This window comes from Micromonospora sp. NPDC005979, assembly GCF_040614415.1.
Classification (GTDB): domain Bacteria; phylum Actinomycetota; class Actinomycetes; order Mycobacteriales; family Micromonosporaceae; genus Micromonospora.
The window spans coordinates 187,725-206,483 of record NZ_JBEXUR010000004.1 but is presented as its reverse complement, the minus strand read 5'-3'; the positions used below and the strand labels follow the sequence as shown (position 1 = coordinate 206,483).

Here is an 18,759-nt window from a genome sequence, read left to right as displayed (position 1 = left end):
TCAGCGCTCCTTGTCGAGGATGCCGAAGTAGTCCCCGGCGGTGTGCACGTCCTTGTCGCCCCGGCCGGAGAGGTTCACCACGATGGTGGGCTCCCGGCCCAGCTCGGCGGCGAGCTTCGGGGCCAGCGTCACGGTGCCGGCGAGCGCGTGCGAGCTCTCGATCGCCGGGATGATGCCCTCGGTGCGGCAGAGCAGTTCGAAGGCGGCCATCGCCTCTTCGTCGGTGATGGGCAGGTAGCTGGCCCGGCCGGTGTCGTGCAGCCAGGCGTGCTCGGGCCCGACGCCCGGGTAGTCCAGGCCGGCGGAGATCGAGTGCGACTCCAACGTCTGCCCGTCGGCGTCCTGCAACACGTACGTGCGGGTGCCGTGCAGCACGCCCGCCGACCCGCCGGTGATGCTGGCCGCGTGCCGGCCGGTGGCCACACCGTCCCCGCCGGCCTCGAAGCCGTACAGCCGGACGGCCTCGTCGCCGACGAAGGCGTGGAAGATGCCGAGCGCGTTGGAACCGCCGCCGACGCAGGCGGTGACCGCGTCCGGCAGCGCGCCGGTCAGGTCGAGGCACTGCTGCCGGGCCTCGTCACCGATCCCCCGGACGAAGTCACGCACCATCGCCGGGAACGGGTGCGGCCCGGCGGCGGTGCCGATCAGGTAGTGGGTCTCGTCGACGTTCGCCACCCAGTCGCGCATCGCCTCGTTCATCGCGTCCTTGAGGGTGCGCGAGCCGGTGGTGACCGGTACGACGGTGGCGCCGAGCATCCGCATCCGGGCCACGTTGAGCGCCTGCCGCTCGGTGTCGACCTCGCCCATGTAGACCACGCACTCGAGGTCGAACAGGGCGGCGGCGGTCGCGGTGGCGACGCCGTGCTGGCCCGCCCCGGTCTCGGCGATCACCCGGGTCTTGCCCATCCGCTTGGTGAGCAGCGCCTGGCCGAGCACGTTGCGGACCTTGTGCGCGCCGGTGTGGTTGAGGTCCTCGCGCTTGAGCAGCACCCGGGCGCCGACCTTCGCGGAGAACCGGCGGGCCTCGTAGAGCAGCGACGGCGTGCCGGCGTAGTCGCGCAGCAGCGCGCCGAACTCGGCCCGGAAGGACTCGTCCGCGATCGCCGTACGCCACGCCCCGTCGAGCTCGTCCAGCGCGGCCACCAGGGCCTCGGGCACGAACCGACCGCCGAAGCGGCCGAAGTGACCGGCGGAGTCGGGCTGCGGACCGGCCACCGGGGCCAGCGCGTCGGCGCTCATCGGACAATCCTCTCGGTGGGGCGTCACACCGGCGCGGTCAGCGCACCGGCCGGGGCGTCGCCGGGTGGTTACCGGCGTTGACCAACTCGGCCACCGCCTCGCGTGGGCTCTTCTGGGTGACCAGTCCTTCGCCGACCAGGACCGCGTCGGCGCCGGCGGAGGCGTACCGGATCAGGTCGTGCGGCCCGCGGACGCCGGACTCGGCGATCTTGACGACGCTGCTCGGCAGGCCCGGCGCGATCCGCTCGAACACCGAGCGGTCCACCTGAAGGGTACGCAGGTCACGGGCGTTGACCCCGATCACCTGCGCGCCGGCCTCCAGGGCCCGGTCGGCCTCCTCCTCGTCGTGGACCTCGACGAGCGCGGTCATGCCCAGCGACTCGATCCGCTCCAGCAGGCCCATCAGCACGTTCTGCTCGAGGGCGGCCACGATCAGCAGCACCAGGTCGGCGCCGTGCGCGCGCGCCTCGTGCACCTGGTAGCTGGAGACCACGAAGTCCTTGCGCAGCACCGGCACGGTGACCGCAGCCCGGACGGCGGCGAGGTCGTCCAGCGAACCGCCGAACCAGCGCCCCTCGGTCAGCACGCTGATGGCCCGCGCGCCGCCCGCCGCGTAGTCGACGGCGAGGTCGGCCGGATCGGCGATCTCGGCCAGCCGGCCCTTGGACGGCGAGGAGCGCTTGACCTCGGCGATGACCGCGACACCGGGCTTGCGCAGCGCGGCGTACGCGTCCAGCGGCGGCGGCGCGGCCGCGGCCAGTTCACGGATCCGTTCCAACGGAACCTGCTCCTGGCGACGGGCGACGTCCTCGCGCACGCCAGCCAGAATCTCGTCGAGCACGCTTACGGACGCCGCCTGACCGGCCTCGTCCCCCTCCGCGTGCGCATGCTCAGCAGTCACCAACGGACTCCCCTCTCCGGGTGTCATGGGCCGATGCTAGGGGCACCCGGCCGAGGCCGGGAGCCGGGGGTATGGCGCTGCTCACGAAAAGGCCTGCGGCATAATGGCCGACTTGCCGTGAAGGGGATGTCACGCAGCGCCACCTCCGTATCGACCACCGTCGCACGACGAGAGCCCAGCGGCTCCGGTCGAACCGGGCCGACCCATCGATCATGCCATCCATCGCCGACCGCCGCCCGGCGACAGCGACCGCAGTCGATGTTGTGAGCAAGCTCAAGGCCGAACGGCCCCTCCCAGGTCGCGGGCGGGGCGGGACAGTTGACGGGGTGGTCACCCCGCCGAAACGTCGGCCGGTGAGCATCGTCCTCGGGCAGACTCGATGACGCGCCTGCCCGACCGTCGCCGACTCCTCGTGTGGAGTGAGCCATGAACACTGCCGAGTCGAACCCCAGCATCGGACTGACCACCATCTCGCGGACCATGGCGTCGTTCGCCGTCGGGGTGGTGCACACCCTGGAGCGGGCCGTCGTCGGCGAGGGCCGGATGCGCACGGCACGCGGTAACGCCTGGGAGGCGGTCTGCGCCGACCGGGCCCGCGCCGACCGACGCGCCGAGCTGGACCGCCTGGTGGCCGAGCTGACCGCGACCCGCGCCGCCGCCCACCCGCAGCGGGAGCGTCCGGCGGTCGTCCGGGAGCGGGACCGTCAGCCGGTCGGCTGATCAGCCGGCCGTGGGGTCCTCGCCCCGGTCCAACGCGTCCCACGCCTCGGTGGTCCGCCGACCGGCCATCGGGCCCGGGGTGGCAGCCGTCGTCGGCCTACTCTCCGTGACGGTCCGCGTCGGCCGCTCGTACCGGGCGCCCATCGCCGGCCACCCGCCGCCCCGCACCGCGGTCCACCCACCAGCCACGGCGACGAGCAGACCGCCGACCAGGCAGAGCGCCGGCCACTGCCGACTCACCACACCGTCGAGGTCGGCGACCAGTCCGTAACCCGCGCCGGCCGACACCGCCAGGCCCAACGCGCCCAGCAGCACACCCAGCAGCCGCCGTACCCGACCCCGGGTGGCCAGCACCGCGCCACCACCGGCCACCGCCACCACGGCCAGCGCCGGCAGCCACGGCAGCAGGGCGGCCCCGCTGCGGGCCTCCCGCACCGGCGGCAGCGGCGCCGGCCGCGCGGTCAGCTCGACCGACCAGCCCCGGGTCGCCATCCACAGCGCCAGGCCCGCGCCGGCGAGACAGAGCAGCACCGCGTACGTCAGCTCGCGCCGACCCCCCGCGCTCATCGGGCAGCCCGCAGCGTTTCGGCGGCGGCGATCGCGGCCAGCACGGCGGCGGCCTTGTCGCGGGTCTCCTGCTCCTCGGCGGCCGGATCCGAATCGGCGACCACTCCGGCCCCGGCCTGCACGTAGGCGCGGCCGTCGCGGATCAGCGCGGTCCGGATGGCGATCGCCATGTCCAGGTCGCCGCCGAAGCCGAAGTAGCCGACCGTGCCCCCGTAGACGCCACGCCGTACCGGCTCCAGCTCCTCGATGATCTCCATGGCGCGTACCTTGGGCGCGCCGGAGAGCGTCCCGGCCGGGAAGGTTGCCGCGAGCGCGTCGAACGCCGAACGGTCGTCACGCAGCGTGCCGGTCACGGTGGAGACGATGTGCATCACGTGGCTGTACCGCTCGATGGTCGCGAACTCGGGCACCTGGACGCTGCCCGGCTCGCAGACCCGGCCCAGGTCGTTGCGGCCCAGGTCGACCAGCATGACGTGTTCGGCGCGCTCCTTGGGATCGGCGAGCAGCTCGGCGGCGAGGCCCGCGTCGGCCGCCGGGGTGCCGCCGCGCGGGCGGGTGCCCGCGATCGGGTGCAGCAGCGCCCGCCGCCGCCCGTCCGCGCCGGCGGTGACCTTCAGGTGCGCCTCCGGCGACGAGCCGACGATGTCGAACCCGTCGAAGCGCAGCAGGTACATGTACGGGCTGGGGTTGCTGGTGCGCAGCACCCGGTAGACGTCCAGCGGGTCGGCGTGGGTGGCCCGCTCGAACCGCTGGGACAGCACGATCTGGAAGCACTCGCCCGCCCGGATCGCCTCCTTGGCCGCCTCCACGGCCTTGACGTAGCCCCCCTCGGGCGTACGACAGACGACCTCGCCGGCCGGTGGGCGCGCGACCGTCGAGATCATCGGCGGGATGGGTCGGGACAGCGCGGTGGTCATCGCGTCGAGGCGGCCCACCGCGTGGTGGTACGCGGCGGTGACGTGCGCGTCGCGGTCCGCCGCGTCCAGCGGTGGCAGCACCGCGTTGGCGACCAGGATCGCGGAGCCGTCGTAGTGGTCGAGCACCACCAGGTCGGTCGCGAGCATCATGCCCAGCTCCGGCACGCCGAGGTCGGACTCGGTCAGCTCGGGCAGCCGCTCGAAGCGGCGGACCAGGTCGTACCCGAGGTAGCCGACCATGCCCCCGGTCAGCGGTGGCAGGCCGTCGCCCGGTCCGGGCGGCGGCCCGGCGAGCGCCGCGACGGTGTCCCGCAGCACCCGCACCGGGTCGCCGTCGGTGGGCAGCCCGGCCGGGGGCTGCCCGAGCCAGGTCGCCGCGCCGTCCCGCTCGACGAGGGTGGCGCTGCTCCGTACGCCGATGAACGAGTACCGCGACCAGGCCATGCCCGCCGAGCCGACGCCCTGCTCGGCCGATTCGAGCAGGAAGGTTCCGGGCCCGCCGGCGAGCTTGCGGTAGACCCCCACCGGAGTCTCGGCGTCGGCCAGCAGCCGTCGGGTGACCGGTACGACACGCCAGCGGGCGGCCAGCTCGGTGAAGGTGGCCACGTCGGGGCTCACCGCGCCGTCGGTCATGCGCCGACCCGCCTCTCGTTCCCGGCGGGGCGCCGCCGAACCGTGTTCACCGGGCGTCCGGCGCGGTGACCGGCAGCTCGGTGAAGAAGCACGTCCGGTGCCCGGTGTGGCAGGCCGCGCCGACCTGGTCGACGCTGACCAGGAGGGCGTCGCCGTCACAGTCCAGGGCGACCGAGCGCACGTACTGGTGGTGCCCGGAGGTGGCGCCCTTGACCCAGTATTCGCGCCGGCTGCGGGACCAGTAGGTGGCCCGGCCGGTGGTGAGGGTGCGGTGCAACGCCTCGTCGTCCATCCAGGCGACCATCAGCACCTCGCCGGAGTCGTGCGCGCGTACCACGGCGGCGACCAGGCCGTCGGCGCTGCGGCGCAGCCGGGCCGCGATGGCCGGATCGAGCCGGGACGGACGGACCGGCGCCGGGGCCACCGGGCCGTTCGGTTCGCTGGGTACGCCGGTCACCGGCGCGTCAGGTACGGGCACAGTTGCCCATTCTCCCGCACGTGGCGTGGGCACCGGCGACGGCTCCCGCCGAGGGTTCGGCCGGTCGACCACGGGCCGCGCGAGCTGGGCCACGTAGCGGTCGAGGCGGCCGTCGACCAGGGCCTCGGCCAGGTCGGCGCCGGAGGATTCGGCGATCTCCCCGGCGTACGGGCGGATCAACGGCAGGGTGCCGGCGACCAGCCGCACGGCGGCGGCCCAGAGCTGGCCGGTGGCGCCCGGGCGCAGGCCGAGGCAGAGGAGCATGTCCTCGCGGTAGCCGACCGGCGCGACCGGCAACTCCAGGGCCGCCGCGAACGCCGCGCGGCGGGACGACACCCGTACCGACGGGTTCGCCGGGCGCAGCACCGACGGGCAGAGCCGGGCCAGGTCCGCCACGGCGAGCCGGACCCCCACGCGGTCGGCGGCGGCGCGGGCGGCAGCGGCCTTGCCGAGCAGGGCGATCAGCTCCTCCAGCCGGGGCGGCTCGGCGGGTTGGCAGAGCACCGGCAGGTCGATCCGGGGCCGCCAGTGCGGGTCCGCCCAGAGCAGCCGGGCCGGCGCGGTGACCGGCAGTCCGAACGCCCAGTCGGCCGGCTCACCCAGCCGGTGCACCCAGGAGCGGACGTCCCGCGCCGCCACCGAGACGTGGGTGACCCGGCCGGCGCTTTCGGCCAGGTACGCGCGACGGGCGGCGTACGGCGAGCCACCGACCAGCACGTCGAGGTCGACGTCGCTGTGCGCGGTGGCCGCCCGCCGGGCGTGACTGCCGCGCAGCAGGATGCCGACGACCGGTCGTTCGGCGGCGTCCCGCAACCGCGCGGCCCAGTCCTCGAGAAATCCGCTGTGCGGTAACGGAGCGTGACCCACGGCGCCATCGTGCCGTACGTCCGATCGGCGCGCAATGCCCGTTGCCGGACCTGCTGTCCGGTCCGAAGCCTACTGCCCGTTGTCACGCTGGGCGCGAGGGCGGGCACCAGAGGACAGTCGGGCCGCCCGCTCCCCTCTAGCGTGGAATTCAACGAACGATGAGTTTCTGGGAGGTGCGCGATGGACGACGCGATAGGCGTCCACGACCTGGTGATCGATCGAGGCGGGCGGCGGGTGCTGGACGGCATCACCTGCGCCGTTCCGCGGGGCGCCGTCACCGGTCTGCTGGGGCCCAGTGGCAGCGGCAAGACCACGTTCATGCGCGCCGTGGTCGGCGTGCAGGTGGTCAGCTCGGGGACGGTGACCGTGCTGGGCCAGCCGGCGGGCGCCCCGGCGCTGCGACACCGGGTGGGCTACCTCACGCAGGCGCCGAGTGTCTACGCCGACCTGACCGTGCGGGAGAACGCCCGCTACTTCGCGGCCCTGTACGGGCGCGGTCGGGCCGAGGCGGACGAGGCGGTGAGCGCCGTCGGGCTGGCCCAGGCGGCCGGTCAGCTGGTCGCCACCCTCTCCGGCGGCCAGCGCAGTCGGGCCTCGCTGGCCTGCGCCCTGGTCGGTGACCCGGAGCTAGTCATCCTCGACGAGCCGACCGTCGGTCAGGACCCGGTGCTGCGGGCCGACCTGTGGGCCCGGTTCCACGCCATGGCCGCCGCCGGCACCACCCTGCTGGTGTCCAGTCACGTCATGGACGAGGCGGCCCGCTGCGACCGGCTGCTGCTGATCCGCGAGGGCCGGCTGATCGCCGACGACAGCCCGGACGCGATCCGCGCCGCCGCCGGCGTGGACGACCTCGACGAGGCGTTCCTGCGGCTCATCCGGGCCGGCGAGGCCAAGGCGACAGCCGGACGGGAGAACTCATGAACGTGCGGATCCTGGCGGCCACCATCGGCCGCGTCCTGCGCCAGCTCCGGCACGACCGGCGGACGATCGCGCTGCTCGTGGTGGTGCCGACCGTCCTGCTCACGTTGGTCTACTACATGTACGCCGACAAGCCGACGCCCCCGGGACAGCCGTCGGTGTTCGACCGGGTCGCGCTGGTGATGCTGGGAACCTTCCCTTTCGTGATCATGTTTCTCGTGACCAGCATCGCGATGCTGCGCGAGCGCACGTCCGGCACCCTCGAACGGCTGCTCACCACCCCGCTGGGCAAGCTCGACCTGCTCTTCGGGTACGGCATCGCGTTCGGGTTGGCCGCCGCCGTGCAGGCCGCGTTGGCGGCCGGCCTGGCGTACTGGGTCTTCGACCTGCGAACTCTCGGCAGCAGCGGTCTCGTGATCGGGATCGCGGTGCTCGACGCGGTGCTCGGGGTCGCCCTCGGCCTGCTGTGCAGCGCCTTCGCCCGCACCGAGTTCCAGGCAGTACAGTTCCTCCCGGTCGTGGTGATCCCGCAGCTCCTGCTGTGTGGGCTGTTCGTGGCCCGGGACGAGATGGCCGGCTGGCTCCAGGGGCTCAGCGGCGCCCTGCCGCTGACGTACGCCATCGAGGCGTTGCAGGAGGTCGGCGCCCACGCCGACCCGACCGCGACCATGTGGCGGGACGTGGGTGTGGTGTTCGGCGCGGTGGTGTTGGCGCTGGTGCTCGCGGCGGCGACCCTGCGTCGGCGCACCGGCTGACCGATCGGCGGCGCCCCGCGCGGGGCGGGTCGCCACCCGCCGCCGGGAGACCGGCGGCGTCAGCGGACGAACGAGGGGCGGCGATGACGCGGCGTACCGGCCGGCGACCCGGCAATCCGGACACCCGGGAGGCGATCCTCGACGCGGCGCGGGCGACGTTCGCCGAACGGGGTTTCGACGCCGCCCCGATCCGCGCCATCGCCGCCACCGCCGGGGTGGACCCGGCTCTGGTGCACCACTACTTCGGCACGAAGGACCAGCTCTTCCGGGCCGCGATGAACTTCCCGGTGGACCCCGCCGAGCTGCTGCCGGGTGTGCTGGCCGGTGAACAGGACGGCGTCGGCGAGCGGTTGGTCCGGACCTTCATCGGCATCTGGGACTCACCGGCCGGCAGCGCCGGGGTGGCGCTGGTGCGCTCGGTGCTCAGCAGCGAGTGGACCGCGCGCCTGCTGCGGGAGTTCGTCACCACGCAGGTGCTGCGCCGGGTGCTCGACCAGCTCGACGTCGACCCGGCCGAGGTCCCGCTGCGTGGCTCGCTGGTCGCCACCCAGCTCATCGGCCTCGCCATGATCCGGCACGTGGTACGGCTGGAGCCGGTCGCGTCGGCCGACCCGGAGCTTCTGGTCGCCACCATCGGCCCCAGCGTCCAGCGGTACCTCACCGGGTCGCTGCCGATCTAGGGCCGGGCACGGTCAGCGGGGCGGGTGCACGTCGGCGGGGCGGCGCAGCGGCGGGAGCAGCCGGCCCAGCTCGTCGGGGCCGCTGAGCGGGCACGGGAACGCCAGCCGGACGCGCCGTCGTGCGCCGGGGCGTCCGAGAGCGACCACCAGCCCGTAGCGGTCGACACGCACCACCCGCGGCGGCCCGTCCGGGGCCTCCTCGGTCAGCCCGAGCTGCCGGCGCAGGTAGTCGGTGACGGCGGCGGGCTCGCGCTGGGCGAAATCGGCGAGCAGCAGGGACTCGAAGGGGTGCACCGGATCCGGCTCCGCCTCGGCGTACTCGCCCGGGTCGAGCCGGTGCACGACGCCGGCCCGCTCCCAGCGGACCTCGGCCACCTCGAAGCGGAACAGCCGGAACCGGGCGCCGACGTCGAGCAGGTCGCCGGTCGGCTCGACGGCGGCGAAGTCGACCGCGGCGCGGCGTGCCTCGTCGTCGTGCAGTTCGGCGGCCCAGCCGGAGACCCAGGCCCGCCCGAGCCCGGGAGCGCCGGCCGCGGGCGGCAGGTCGAGGACGTCCAGGACCACCGCGACGTCGTCGCCCCCGGCGACGGGCTGGAGCGCGGCGCCCAGGTGGCTGGCCACCGGCACCAGCAGCAACACCCGGCCGTCGGGGTCGGTCACGTGCCGGGCGTGGTGCGGACCCGGGCGGCGAGCCAGGTGGACGAGGCCGGGCAGGCGACCGGCGACGAGGGTACGGACGATCTCGGCGGGGCTGGGCCGCATGGCGCAACCTCCTTCAAAGGTTAGCCTTACCTAACCGGAGCGTAGAGCACCAGCACCACCGCGTCCACCAGCCGATGCCATGGACATCGACCCGTTACCTGGTCTGTTCCAGCCAGGAGGCGTACAGCAGCCCGTAGACCGAGTCGGCGTCGCGCACCAACTCGTCGTGCGGGCCACGCTGCACGACGCGCCCCCGGTCCACCACGATGACCTCGTCGGCGGCCTGGGCGGTGGAGAGCCGGTGCGCGATGGCGAGCGTCGTACGCCCCCGCGTGACGGCGTCCAGAGTGCGCTGCAACCGCACCTCGGTCGCCGGATCCACCGCGCTGGTCGCCTCGTCCAGCACCAGCAGGTCGGGGTCGGCCACGTATGCCCGGGCCAGCGCGACGAGCTGCCGCTCCCCCACGCTCAGCGCCTCGCCGCGCTCCCCGACCGGGGTGTCGAGGCCGGCGGGCAGGCCGTCCAACCAGTCGGCCAGGCCCAACTCCGTGAAGGCGGCCCCCAGCTCCTCGTCGGTCAGCTCGGGCCGGGCGAACCGCACGTTGTCGCCGACCGTCGCGTCGAAGAGGAACCCGTCCTGCGGCACCATCACCACCCGCGAGCGCAGCGAGTCGAAGCGCACCTGCGCCAGCGGCACCCCGGACAGCAGCACCGCCCCCGCCGACGGATCCATCAGTCGGGTCAGCAGCTTCGCGAAGGTCGTCTTGCCGCTGCCCGTCTCGCCGACCACCGCCACCCGGCTCTTCGCCGGGATCTCCAGGTCGATGTCATGCAGCACCGGCGGCCCGCCGGGATAGGCGAACCGCACCCCCGAGAACCGGATGTCCAACGGACCGATCGGCAGGTCCCGGCCCTGCTCCCCGGGGTCCGCGACGTCCGGGGCGACGTCCAGCACGTCCAGCACGCGCCGCCAGCCGGCGATCGCGTTCTGCGCCTCGTTGAGCACCTCGGTGGCGATCTGCACCGGCTGGATGAACAGCGTCACCAGGAAGAGGAACGCAGTGAGCTGGCCGATCGACAGCGTGCCGTCCACGCCCAGCGTCACACCGAGCACCACCACGCCGGCCAGCGCCAACCCGGCCGCCAACTCACCGACCGAGCTGCCCACGATGCTGATCCGGATGGCCCGCTGCTGCGCGACGCGCTGCGCGTCGATGGCCTCGTCCAGCCGCCGCTCGGTACGCCCCGCGATGCCGTACGCCCTGATCACCGGCGCGCCCACGACGCTCTCGCCGATCGCGCCCAGCAGCGCGCCGGTGCGCTGACGCACCGTCGCGTACGCCCCGCCGAGGCGGCGCTGCAACTGCCGGATGACGAGCACCGCCGGCAGGAACGCCACCAGCACCACCAGGGTCAACTGCCAGGAGTACGCCAGCATGACGGCCGTCGTCACCACGAGCTGTCCCAGGTTGACCAGCAGGATCACCCCGCCCCACTGGAGGAACTGGGTGATCTGGTCGACGTCGCTGGTCACCCGCGAGACCAGCGAGCCGCGGCGCTCCGACTGCTGGTGCAGCATCGACAGGTCGTGCACGTGCCGGAACGCCCGCGTCCGCACGTTCGCCAACGCGGTCTCGCTGACCGTGAACAGCCGGCGCATCATCAGGTAGCCGCAGGCCGTGGTGACCACGAGGATCGCCGCGGTGACCACCACCACCGACCAGACGACGTCAAGCCGCAGGCCGCCGACGATGCCCCGGTCGATGCCCTGCTGCACCGCCACCGGTACGGCCACCCGCCCCACCATGTAGACCAGCGCCAGGGCCAGGGTGGCGGCCAGCCCGGTTCGCAGCTCGGGCGAGAGGGCCAGCCCTCGCCGCAGCGTCCGCCAGGTCGTCTCCGGCCGTGCGTCACGCTCGTCGGTCGTCACCGTCGTACTCACCGGGCTCGCCTTTCGTTCGCGACTGCGGGGTTCCGCTGCGCTGCACTCCTCGCGCTCACCGGACTTGCCTTTCGTTCGCGACTGCGGGGCTCCGCTGCGCTGCACTCCTCGCGCTCACCGGACTTGCCTTTCGTTCGCGACTGCGGGGCTCCGCTGCGCTGCACTCCTCGCGCTCACCGATCCACCTCGATCTCCAGGCCCGACGGCAGCGGCGCCACCTCGTCGTCGTACGCGCGCTCCTGCGCGCGGTCGACCTCCGCCTGCTCGTAGGCGGTGACCAGGTCCACGTACCCGGGCACGGTGGCCAGCAACTCGGTGTGCGTGCCCCGCGCGATCACCCGCCCCTGCTCGACGTAGATGACCTCGTCGGCGAGCGCGATGGTGGCCCGGCGGTACGCCACGACGAGGATCGACGCGGCGGGAACCCCCGGCTCGCCGGCCGAGGAGCGCAGGCCGGCGAGGATGGCCGCCTCCACGCGCGGGTCCACGGCGCTCGTCGCGTCGTCGAGCACCAGCAGGCGTGGCCGCCCGGCGAGGGCGCGGGCCAGCGTGAGCCGCTGCCGCTGCCCGCCGGAGAGCGAGGTGCCCCGCTCGCCGACCATCGTGTCCAGCCCGTCGGGCAGCGCCGCGACGAAACCGTCCGCCTCGGCCAGGCGCAGCGCCGCCCACACGACCTCGTCGTCGATGCCCGGCCGGTCCAGGGCGATGTTGGCCCGTACGGTGTCGTCGAAGACGAACGGCACCTGCGCCACGAGTGCGACCGTGCTGGCCAGCGACGCGGCGGTCAGGTCACGCGTGTCCACGTCGTCCAGGGCGACGGTGCCCGAGTCCGGGTCGACCAGGCGGACGGCCAACGAGGCGATGGTGGACTTGCCCGCGCCGGTCGGCCCGACCAGGGCGACCGTGCGGCCGGCCGGGACGGTGAAGCCGACCTCGCCGAGCACCTGCGCGCCGGGCTGGTGCGCCTCGGCGGGCGGATAGGAGAAGTGCACGTCGGTGAAGGTGAGGCTGGCCGGGCCCGGGGTGGCCGGGTCGAGCACCCGCTGTCCGTACGGCATCTCGCCGGTGGCGTCGAGGACCCGGCGCACCCGGTCCCAGCCCGCGACGCTGCGCGGCAGCTCGGCCAGCACCCAGCCGATGGCCCGTACCGGGAAGGCCAGCACGGTGAAGAGGAAGGCGACGCTGACCAGCTCGGTGACGCTGATCGCGCCCTGGCGCAGCCGGAAGGCCCCGACCACCAGGACGGCCAGGGTGCCGAGGCTGGGCAGTGTCTCCAGCAGCGGGTCGAAGACGCCCCGCAGCCGGCCGACCGCGATGAGGGCGTCGCGCAGCTCACCGGCGCGACCGGCGAACCGGGCGGTCTCCTGCGCCTCGCGACCCATGGTCTTGACCACCAGCGCGCCGTCGAAGCTCTCGTGCGCGATGCCGCTGACCTCGGCGCGCAACCGCTGCGCGCGGGCCTGGCGGGGCGCCATCCGGCGGGAGTAGACCACGTTGAGCGCGAACAGCGCGGGAAACACCGCGAGGCCGACCAGGGCCAGGGCCCAGTCGGTGGCGAACAGCGAGACGATCGCGCCGACCAGCATCACCAGCGTGCCCACCGCGAAGGGCAGCGGGGCGATCGGATACCAGGCCGCCTCCACGTCGGAGTTGGCGTTGGACAGCAACGTGCCGGTGGCGTTGCGGTGGTGCCAGGACAGCGGCAGGTCCAGGTATCGGCGGGTGACCCGGCGGCGGTAGGCGGCCTGGAGTCGGTACTGCATGTAACCGGCGCCGAGCCGACGGCCGAAGATGCCGACGACCCGCAGCACGCTGATCCCGAAGAGGGCGACCGCCGCCAGCGTCAGCGCGCCGACGCCGACCTCGCCCCGGGCGATCGCCGGCACCACCACGTCGCCGACCACCGCGCCCACCACGTACGCGCTGACGATGACCATCGAGCCGAACAGCACGCTGCCGACCACGGCGACCGTGAAGATCCGCGGCTGCTCCCGAATCGCCTGCCGCAGAACCCCCAGCCCTCTGCCGAGCACGTCCCGGCTTGTCCTGCTCGCCACGCTCTCCCCCGCCGTAAGCCACAATTATCTACCTCATCCTTACCGGTGCGGGCCTGCGCCGCCGACCCGGACGGGATATGTCGACCATCACGTACCCCACGCCCGCGCCAGCGGTACGACCCGGCCCCGCTCGCCGCGCGGCCGCCCGGGTCCGGGCCTACGATCGGCCCATGTCGCGGTACGCCCGAGCCGAGCGCGAGACGCTGGCCGATCTCCTTCTGGCCCTCGGGCCCGACGCCCCGACGATCAACGAGGGCTGGGCGACGCGCGACCTCGCCGCGCACCTGGTGCTGCGCGAGCGCCGGCTGGACGCGGCCGGCGGGATCCTGCTGCCGCCACTGCGGGGGTACGCCGAACGGGTCCGCCGCCGGCTCGCCGCCGGGCCCTGGCCGGAGCTGGTGGCGACGGTACGCCGGCCACCGCTGTGGAGCCCGGTCAGCAACCCGCTCACCGACGAGCTGGTCAACACCATGGAGTTCTTCATCCACCACGAGGACGTACGGCGGGCCGTCGGGGGATGGCAGCCGCGCGAGTTGCCGCGCGGTCTGCAGGCCACCCTGTGGAAGCGGGCCGCGCCGATGGCCCGGCTGACGCTGCGGCGCTTCCCGGCGGACCTCTACGTGCAGGCGCCCGGGTACGGCGAGGTCTCCGTCGGCCGTGGCGGCGAACGACTGCGCCTGGTGGGCGCCCCGGCCGAGTTGGCCCTGTTCCTGTCCGGACGACAGCGGGTGGCCCGGGTCCAGTTGGACGGCCCGGCGTCGTCCGCGCGGCAACTGCGCAACGCCAGCCTGGGCATGTGACTTTCTGCGCCTAATCGGTCACAGCAACGCCGGACTAATGCCCCAGTCCCAGCGATGCGTACCGATACCTCCTCCCGTACGCTTCACCGCGCCGTTCCGCGCCAGGGCGGCACGATGTGGGGGCACACGATGCGAAGTTTCGCAATCTCGGCGCTACGGGAACCCTCCTTCACGGCGGGGCGCCACAAGTCCACAGATCGGGTAGCCAACGAGAGCGTCGAGTGGGCGCGCGCTTTCGGCCTGGTCAACTCCGGTCAAATTCATCGACTGCAACGGGCGGACGCCGCCGGTCTGGCGGGCCGAGCCTGCCCGGACGGGCCGGTGCGGGGGCTGCGACTCCTCACCGACCTGATCTCCTGGCTGTTCGTCATGGACGACGCCTGCGACGAGGACGGCCTCGGGGCCGATCCGAGCCGGCTCTCGCCGGTCATCGCCGCCCTGCTCAACGTGCTGGACCGTGCCGGCGACCCGAGCGCCGCGCCACCACCGGAGGCCGGCCCGCTGGGCGTCGCGCTGCACGACCTGTGCCGCCGGACCCGGGCCGAGGGCCGGGCGCCGATGCTGCTGCGGTTCGTCAGCCAGGTCCGCCAGTACCTGCTGGCGCTCCTCTGGGAGGCCAGCAACCGGGAGCGCCACCGGGTGCCGGGGGTCTCCGAGTACGTCCAACTGCGTCGACACATCGGCGGCGTACACCCCTGTCTCACCCTGACCGACCTCGCGTCGGAGCAGCCACCCGGGCCAGCGCGGCGGGCCGATCCGGCGCTGACCGCCCTGGACCTGCTGGCGGTGGACCTGGTCTGCTGGTGCAACGACCTCTTCTCGTACGGCAAGGAGAGCCAGTCCGACCCGGACGCGCACAACCTGGTGACGGTCATCGCCCAGGAGAGCGGCCTCGACGAGGCGGGCGCGTTACGGGCCGCCGCGGAACGCTTCAACCGGGGGTTGGCGGCGTACCAGGCGGCGGAGGAGGACTTGCTGGCGAGCGGTGTCGCGGCGTTGCACTCCCCGTTGGCCGCGCGGCGCAACTGGGTCCGGGCCACCTACGACTGGTCGGTCGTGGCTGCCCGCTACGCCTGATTCAGGGCGTCGGTCGGCGCGGCAGGGTCGCCGGACGATCACCGGCACTAGCCGATGCCCGGTATCAGGCAATACTCTTCGGTAACCACTATGACGTGACGACCGTCACGTCGCCACCCCCGAAGGCGGCTACAGCGATGGCTCTCGATGTACCGTACCGTTCCATCCCGGACATGTTCCTCAAGCGCGTGGCGGCCACCCCCGACCGGCACGCGTTCGCGTCCCCGACCCCTGACGACTCGGGGCCCGACTGGTTGACCTGGGAGCAGGTCGGCCAGCGCGCCAAGGCCGTCGCCGCCGGCCTGCACGCGCTCGGCGTCGGCCAGGAGAACCCGGTCGCGATCCTCGCCAACACGCGGCTGGACTGGGTGGTCGCCGACCTGGGCATCATGTGCGCCGGCGGGGCGACCACCACCGTCTACCCGACCACCGAGCCGGCGGACGCGACCTACATCATCGCCGACTCCGGCTCGCGGGTCCTCTTCGCGGAGAACCCGGCGCAGGCGGCCAAGATCGCCGGAGCGGAGCTGCCGGCGCTGACCCACGTGGTGCTCTTCGACGGCACCCCCGACCCGAACGCCGCGATCCCCCAGCTCACCCTCACCGAGCTGGAAGAGCGGGGCAACCGGGCGCTGGCCGCCGAGCCCGATCTGATCGACATGCTGGTGGCCGGCATCGGCCCTGACCACCTCGCCACCCTGATCTACACCTCCGGCACCACCGGTCAGCCCAAGGGGGTCGAGCTGCTGCACGGTGGGTGGTGCTGGGAGGCGGTGGCGCAGGCCGACGTCGGGCTGCTGCGCGACGACGACCTGCAGTACCTGTGGCTGCCGCTGGCGCACTCGTTCGGCAAGACGCTGCTCTGCGGCGCGATCCACGTCGGCCTGCCGACGTACGTGGACGGGCGGGTGGAGAAGCTGGTCGACCTGCTCGCGGTGATCCGACCGACGCTGATGTGTGGCGCTCCCCGGGTCTTCGAGAAGGTCTACAACCGGGCGGTGACCACCGCGCAGGGCGCCGGCGGCGCGAAGGCGAAGATCTTCGCCTGGGGTGTCCAGGTCGGTAAGGAGAAGGTCGCGCTGGAGCAGGCCGGCAAGCCGGTGCCGGCCGGGCTCAAGCTGCGCTACGGGCTGGCCGAGAAGCTGGTGTTCAGTAAGCTTCAGGCCCGCCTGGGTGGCCGGATGCGGGTGCTGGTCTCCGGCGCCGCGCCGCTCAGCCCGGAGATCGCCACCTTCTTCGCCGCGGCCAACCTGCCGATCTCGGAGGGCTACGGCCTCACCGAGACCAGCGCCGGCAACTTCGTCAACCCACCGGACGGGCTGCGCATCGGCACGGTCGGGAGGGCGATGGGCGACCTGGAGTGCCGGATCGACACCGACGGCGAGATCCTCGTGCGGGGCCGCCCGGTGATGCGCGGCTACCACAACCTGCCCGAGGAGACCACCGCCGCGTTCACCGAGGACGGCTTCTTCCGCACCGGCGACATCGGCACGCTCGACGAAGAGGGCTACCTCCGGATCACCGACCGCAAGAAGGACCTGGTCAAGACCTCGGGCGGCAAGTACATCGCGCCGTCGCACATCGAGGGCATGTTCAAGGCCATCTGCCCGTACACCTCGCAGGCGGTCGTGATCGGGCAGGCCCGCAACTTCTGCACGATGCTCGTCACGCTCGACGCGGACGCCATCCGGGGCTGGGTGGCCGGCGGCCCGCTGGAGGGTCGCGACTACAGCGAGATCGTCGCCTCGCCGAAGGCGCAGGCGATGGTCGAGGAGTACGTCGCCCAGCTCAACGCCAAGCTGAACCGCTGGGAGACGATCAAGAAGGTGGCGATCCTGCCGCGTGACCTGACCATCGAGGACGGCGAGGTCACCCCGTCGTTGAAGATCAAGCGACGGGGCGTGGAGGGCAACTTCGCCGCCGAGATCGACAAGATGTACGCCGGCTCCCTCGCCGAGCTGTAGCACCGGACCGTCGTGGCCCCGCACCCACCCGGGTGTGGGGCCACCGGCGTTCCCGGGTCCGCTCAGGCGATGACCGACGGCTCCGGCCACCGCTGCCGGCCGCTGCGGTCCAGGTCGTAGCGGACCGTGGCGATCCGCTCCACGGCCTCCACCAACTCGGCGGCCGGCAGGGTGAACGGCAACCGCAGGAAGCGTTCCAGGGTGCCGTCCAGGCCGAACCGCGGCCCGGGCGCGAGCCGTACGCCGACCTCCTCGGCGGCCCGCGCGAGCGCGCTGGAGACCGGGCCGTCCAACTCGGCCCAGAGGGTCACGCCGCCGCGCGGCACGGTCACCCGCCAGTCCGGCAGTCGGTGCGCCAGCGCGCCGAGCAACGCGTCGCGCTGGGCGGCGAGCTGCGCCCGACGGTCGGCGACGATGGCCGCCGCGTCGGCGAGCAGGCGCACCGCCACCAACTGGTCGAGCACCGGGCTGGACATGTCCACGCCGACCCGGACCGCCGCCAGCCGCTGCACCTGTGGCGCGGAGGCGCGGACCCAGCCGATCCGCAGACCACCCCAGTACGGCTTGCTCATCCCTCCGATGCTGACCACCCGGGAGTGCCGGTCGAACGTGGCCGTGGGCGGGGGCAGCTCGACGCCGTCCAGCGGGAGGTCCACGAAGGACTCGTCGACGATGAGGTCGGTGCCCACGGCGTGGGCGGCGGCGACCACCCGCTCGCGCAGCGCGGCGGGCATCAGGTGGCCGGTCGGGTTCTGGAACTCCGGGATCAGGTACGCCAACTTGGGGCGGGTCTGCCGCAGGCTGCCCAGCAACAGGTCGGGCTCCCAGCCGCCGGCGTCGGCGGACAGGCCGTGCGTGGCGATCCGGGCCCGCCGGCCGGCCAACGCGGCGAGCGCGTTGGGGTAGGTCGGCGACTCGACCAGCACGTTCCCGCCGGGGGCCAGGGCGAGGCGCAGCACCAGGTCCAGGGCGTGCTGGGTGCCGCTGGTGACCATGATCTGGTCGGCCGAGGTGGGTAGCCCTCGCGCGGTGTAGCCGGCGGCCACCGCCTCACGCAGCTCACCGATGCCGGTCGGGTGGTAGCCGGCGCCGCCCAGGTAGCGGGGCAGGTCCTCGACGGCGGCCCGGGAAGCCCCGAGCAGTTGCGGCGGGGCCGCCAACGCGGCGACGCCAAGGTCGATCATGTCCCGGTCGTCCAGCGGGGTCCACAGGCCGGTGCTGGCGACCCGGTGGTTGCCCGGCAGCATCGTCCAACTGCCGGCGCCCCGGCGGCTGGCGAGATGGCCGGTCTCGCGCAGTTCCCGGTACGCGGCGGTGACCGTGGTACGGCTGATCCGCAGCGCCTCGGCCAGCTCACGTTCCGCCGGCAACCGCACGCCCAGGGGAAGCCGGGCGTCCGCGAGCAGCCCGCGCACCGCACCGGCGAGCGCCGCGTAGTCGGGGCTGCGGCGACGGCCCGGCAAGGCGTGCCACTGCCCCAGCAGTCGCGCTAATTGGACCCCTCGCACCTGACCGGTCATGACCACTCCTCGGATATTGGCC

16 protein-coding genes and 1 pseudogene are annotated in these 18,759 nt (G+C 73.5%); 7 read left to right on the top strand and 10 right to left on the bottom strand.

Annotated features, from left to right (window positions below; genetic code table 11):
* Both trpB and trpC read right to left on the bottom strand, forming a co-directional pair.
* Entirely contained in the window at positions 1 to 1,239 is a 1,239-nt protein-coding gene (gene trpB, locus ABZ272_RS09870; RefSeq protein ID WP_355049507.1) for a tryptophan synthase subunit beta, read from the bottom strand.
* 37 nt (positions 1,240 to 1,276) lie between these two features.
* Positions 1,277 to 2,080, bottom strand: a complete 804-nt coding sequence (gene trpC / locus ABZ272_RS09865; protein ID WP_039906616.1) for an indole-3-glycerol phosphate synthase TrpC — start codon at positions 2,078 to 2,080, stop codon at positions 1,277 to 1,279.
* Between the two features lie 486 nt (positions 2,081 to 2,566).
* Between trpC and ABZ272_RS09860 the strand changes: the two genes are divergently transcribed.
* Positions 2,567 to 2,860 (top strand): hypothetical protein, encoded by a 294-nt coding sequence (locus ABZ272_RS09860; RefSeq protein ID WP_355049506.1) that lies wholly within the window; start codon positions 2,567 to 2,569, stop codon positions 2,858 to 2,860.
* On the opposite strand, the gene ABZ272_RS09855 is transcribed toward ABZ272_RS09860, so the two are convergent.
* The 4 genes and pseudogenes from ABZ272_RS09855 to ABZ272_RS09840 all read right to left on the bottom strand — a co-directional run.
* Complete coding sequence (locus ABZ272_RS09855; protein WP_355049505.1) at positions 2,861 to 3,427, bottom strand: Trp biosynthesis-associated membrane protein; 567 nt, start codon at positions 3,425 to 3,427, stop codon at positions 2,861 to 2,863.
* Positions 3,424 to 4,977 (bottom strand): anthranilate synthase component I, encoded by a 1,554-nt coding sequence (locus ABZ272_RS09850; RefSeq protein ID WP_355049504.1) that lies wholly within the window; start codon positions 4,975 to 4,977, stop codon positions 3,424 to 3,426. The genes ABZ272_RS09855 and ABZ272_RS09850 overlap by 4 nt, the downstream gene beginning before the upstream one ends.
* 46 nt (positions 4,978 to 5,023) lie before the next feature.
* On the bottom strand, positions 5,024 to 5,455 hold the full coding sequence (hisI, locus tag ABZ272_RS09845; RefSeq protein WP_355049622.1) for a phosphoribosyl-AMP cyclohydrolase: 432 nt from the start codon (positions 5,453 to 5,455) through the stop codon (positions 5,024 to 5,026).
* 180 nt (positions 5,456 to 5,635) lie between these two features.
* Positions 5,636 to 5,959, bottom strand: a pseudogene (locus tag ABZ272_RS09840) (phosphoribosyl-AMP cyclohydrolase); the annotation flags it as partial.
* 543 nt (positions 5,960 to 6,502) lie between these two features.
* Here ABZ272_RS09840 and ABZ272_RS09835 point away from each other — a divergent pair.
* The 3 genes from ABZ272_RS09835 to ABZ272_RS09825 all read left to right on the top strand — a co-directional run bounded on the left by ABZ272_RS09835 (position 6,503) and on the right by ABZ272_RS09825 (position 8,675).
* Positions 6,503 to 7,243, top strand: coding sequence for an ABC transporter ATP-binding protein (locus tag ABZ272_RS09835; protein ID WP_355049503.1), 741 nt, complete (start codon positions 6,503 to 6,505; stop codon positions 7,241 to 7,243).
* Complete coding sequence (locus ABZ272_RS09830) at positions 7,240 to 7,995, top strand: ABC transporter permease (protein WP_355049502.1); 756 nt, start codon at positions 7,240 to 7,242, stop codon at positions 7,993 to 7,995. The genes ABZ272_RS09835 and ABZ272_RS09830 overlap by 4 nt, the downstream gene beginning before the upstream one ends.
* 83 nt (positions 7,996 to 8,078) lie before the next feature.
* Positions 8,079 to 8,675 (top strand): TetR family transcriptional regulator, encoded by a 597-nt coding sequence (locus tag ABZ272_RS09825; protein WP_355049501.1) that lies wholly within the window; start codon positions 8,079 to 8,081, stop codon positions 8,673 to 8,675.
* 12 nt (positions 8,676 to 8,687) lie between these two features.
* Here the strand turns inward: ABZ272_RS09825 and ABZ272_RS09820 are convergent, their stop codons facing one another.
* The 3 genes from ABZ272_RS09820 to ABZ272_RS09810 all read right to left on the bottom strand — a co-directional run bounded on the left by ABZ272_RS09820 (position 8,688) and on the right by ABZ272_RS09810 (position 13,376).
* A complete protein-coding gene (locus tag ABZ272_RS09820) occupies positions 8,688 to 9,437 on the bottom strand; it encodes a DUF2470 domain-containing protein (protein ID WP_355049500.1) in 750 nt (249 codons plus the stop codon).
* A 94-nt stretch (positions 9,438 to 9,531) separates the two neighbouring features.
* Positions 9,532 to 11,307, bottom strand: coding sequence for an ABC transporter ATP-binding protein (locus ABZ272_RS09815; protein ID WP_355049621.1), 1,776 nt, complete (start codon positions 11,305 to 11,307; stop codon positions 9,532 to 9,534).
* A 185-nt stretch (positions 11,308 to 11,492) separates the two neighbouring features.
* Complete coding sequence (locus ABZ272_RS09810; RefSeq protein ID WP_355049499.1) at positions 11,493 to 13,376, bottom strand: ABC transporter ATP-binding protein; 1,884 nt, start codon at positions 13,374 to 13,376, stop codon at positions 11,493 to 11,495.
* A 170-nt stretch (positions 13,377 to 13,546) separates the two neighbouring features.
* Between ABZ272_RS09810 and ABZ272_RS09805 the strand changes: the two genes are divergently transcribed.
* From ABZ272_RS09805 to ABZ272_RS09795, 3 genes are all read left to right on the top strand, one after another.
* Positions 13,547 to 14,176 (top strand): TIGR03085 family metal-binding protein, encoded by a 630-nt coding sequence (locus ABZ272_RS09805; RefSeq protein ID WP_355049498.1) that lies wholly within the window; start codon positions 13,547 to 13,549, stop codon positions 14,174 to 14,176.
* A 129-nt stretch (positions 14,177 to 14,305) separates the two neighbouring features.
* Positions 14,306 to 15,253, top strand: a complete 948-nt coding sequence (locus tag ABZ272_RS09800) for a terpene synthase (protein WP_355049497.1) — start codon at positions 14,306 to 14,308, stop codon at positions 15,251 to 15,253.
* Positions 15,254 to 15,390: 137 nt separating this feature from the next.
* Positions 15,391 to 17,217, top strand: coding sequence for a long-chain fatty acid--CoA ligase (locus ABZ272_RS09795; RefSeq protein WP_355049496.1), 1,827 nt, complete (start codon positions 15,391 to 15,393; stop codon positions 17,215 to 17,217).
* A 62-nt stretch (positions 17,218 to 17,279) separates the two neighbouring features.
* Here ABZ272_RS09795 and ABZ272_RS09790 read toward each other — a convergent pair whose 3' ends face one another.
* On the bottom strand, positions 17,280 to 18,737 hold the full coding sequence (locus tag ABZ272_RS09790) for a PLP-dependent aminotransferase family protein (protein WP_355049495.1): 1,458 nt from the start codon (positions 18,735 to 18,737) through the stop codon (positions 17,280 to 17,282).
* Between the last annotated feature and the right edge of the window lie 22 nt (positions 18,738 to 18,759).

Bases quoted from the DNA above. Each gene is read 5' to 3' on its own strand.
- ABZ272_RS09825 (WP_355049501.1), top strand. From the start codon at position 8,079: ATGACGCGGCGTACCGGCCGGCGACCCGGCAATCCGGACACCCGGGAG.
- ABZ272_RS09850 (WP_355049504.1), bottom strand. From the start codon at position 4,977: ATGACCGACGGCGCGGTGAGCCCCGACGTGGCCACCTTCACCGAGCTG.
- ABZ272_RS09830 (WP_355049502.1), top strand. From the start codon at position 7,240: ATGAACGTGCGGATCCTGGCGGCCACCATCGGCCGCGTCCTGCGCCAG.
- ABZ272_RS09790 (WP_355049495.1), bottom strand. From the start codon at position 18,737: ATGACCGGTCAGGTGCGAGGGGTCCAATTAGCGCGACTGCTGGGGCAG.
- ABZ272_RS09855 (WP_355049505.1), bottom strand. From the start codon at position 3,427: ATGAGCGCGGGGGGTCGGCGCGAGCTGACGTACGCGGTGCTGCTCTGT.
- ABZ272_RS09805 (WP_355049498.1), top strand. From the start codon at position 13,547: ATGTCGCGGTACGCCCGAGCCGAGCGCGAGACGCTGGCCGATCTCCTT.
- trpB (WP_355049507.1), bottom strand. From the start codon at position 1,239: ATGAGCGCCGACGCGCTGGCCCCGGTGGCCGGTCCGCAGCCCGACTCC.
- ABZ272_RS09820 (WP_355049500.1), bottom strand. From the start codon at position 9,437: ATGCGGCCCAGCCCCGCCGAGATCGTCCGTACCCTCGTCGCCGGTCGC.
- ABZ272_RS09795 (WP_355049496.1), top strand. From the start codon at position 15,391: ATGGCTCTCGATGTACCGTACCGTTCCATCCCGGACATGTTCCTCAAG.
- ABZ272_RS09860 (WP_355049506.1), top strand. From the start codon at position 2,567: ATGAACACTGCCGAGTCGAACCCCAGCATCGGACTGACCACCATCTCG.
- ABZ272_RS09800 (WP_355049497.1), top strand. From the start codon at position 14,306: ATGCGAAGTTTCGCAATCTCGGCGCTACGGGAACCCTCCTTCACGGCG.
- ABZ272_RS09835 (WP_355049503.1), top strand. From the start codon at position 6,503: ATGGACGACGCGATAGGCGTCCACGACCTGGTGATCGATCGAGGCGGG.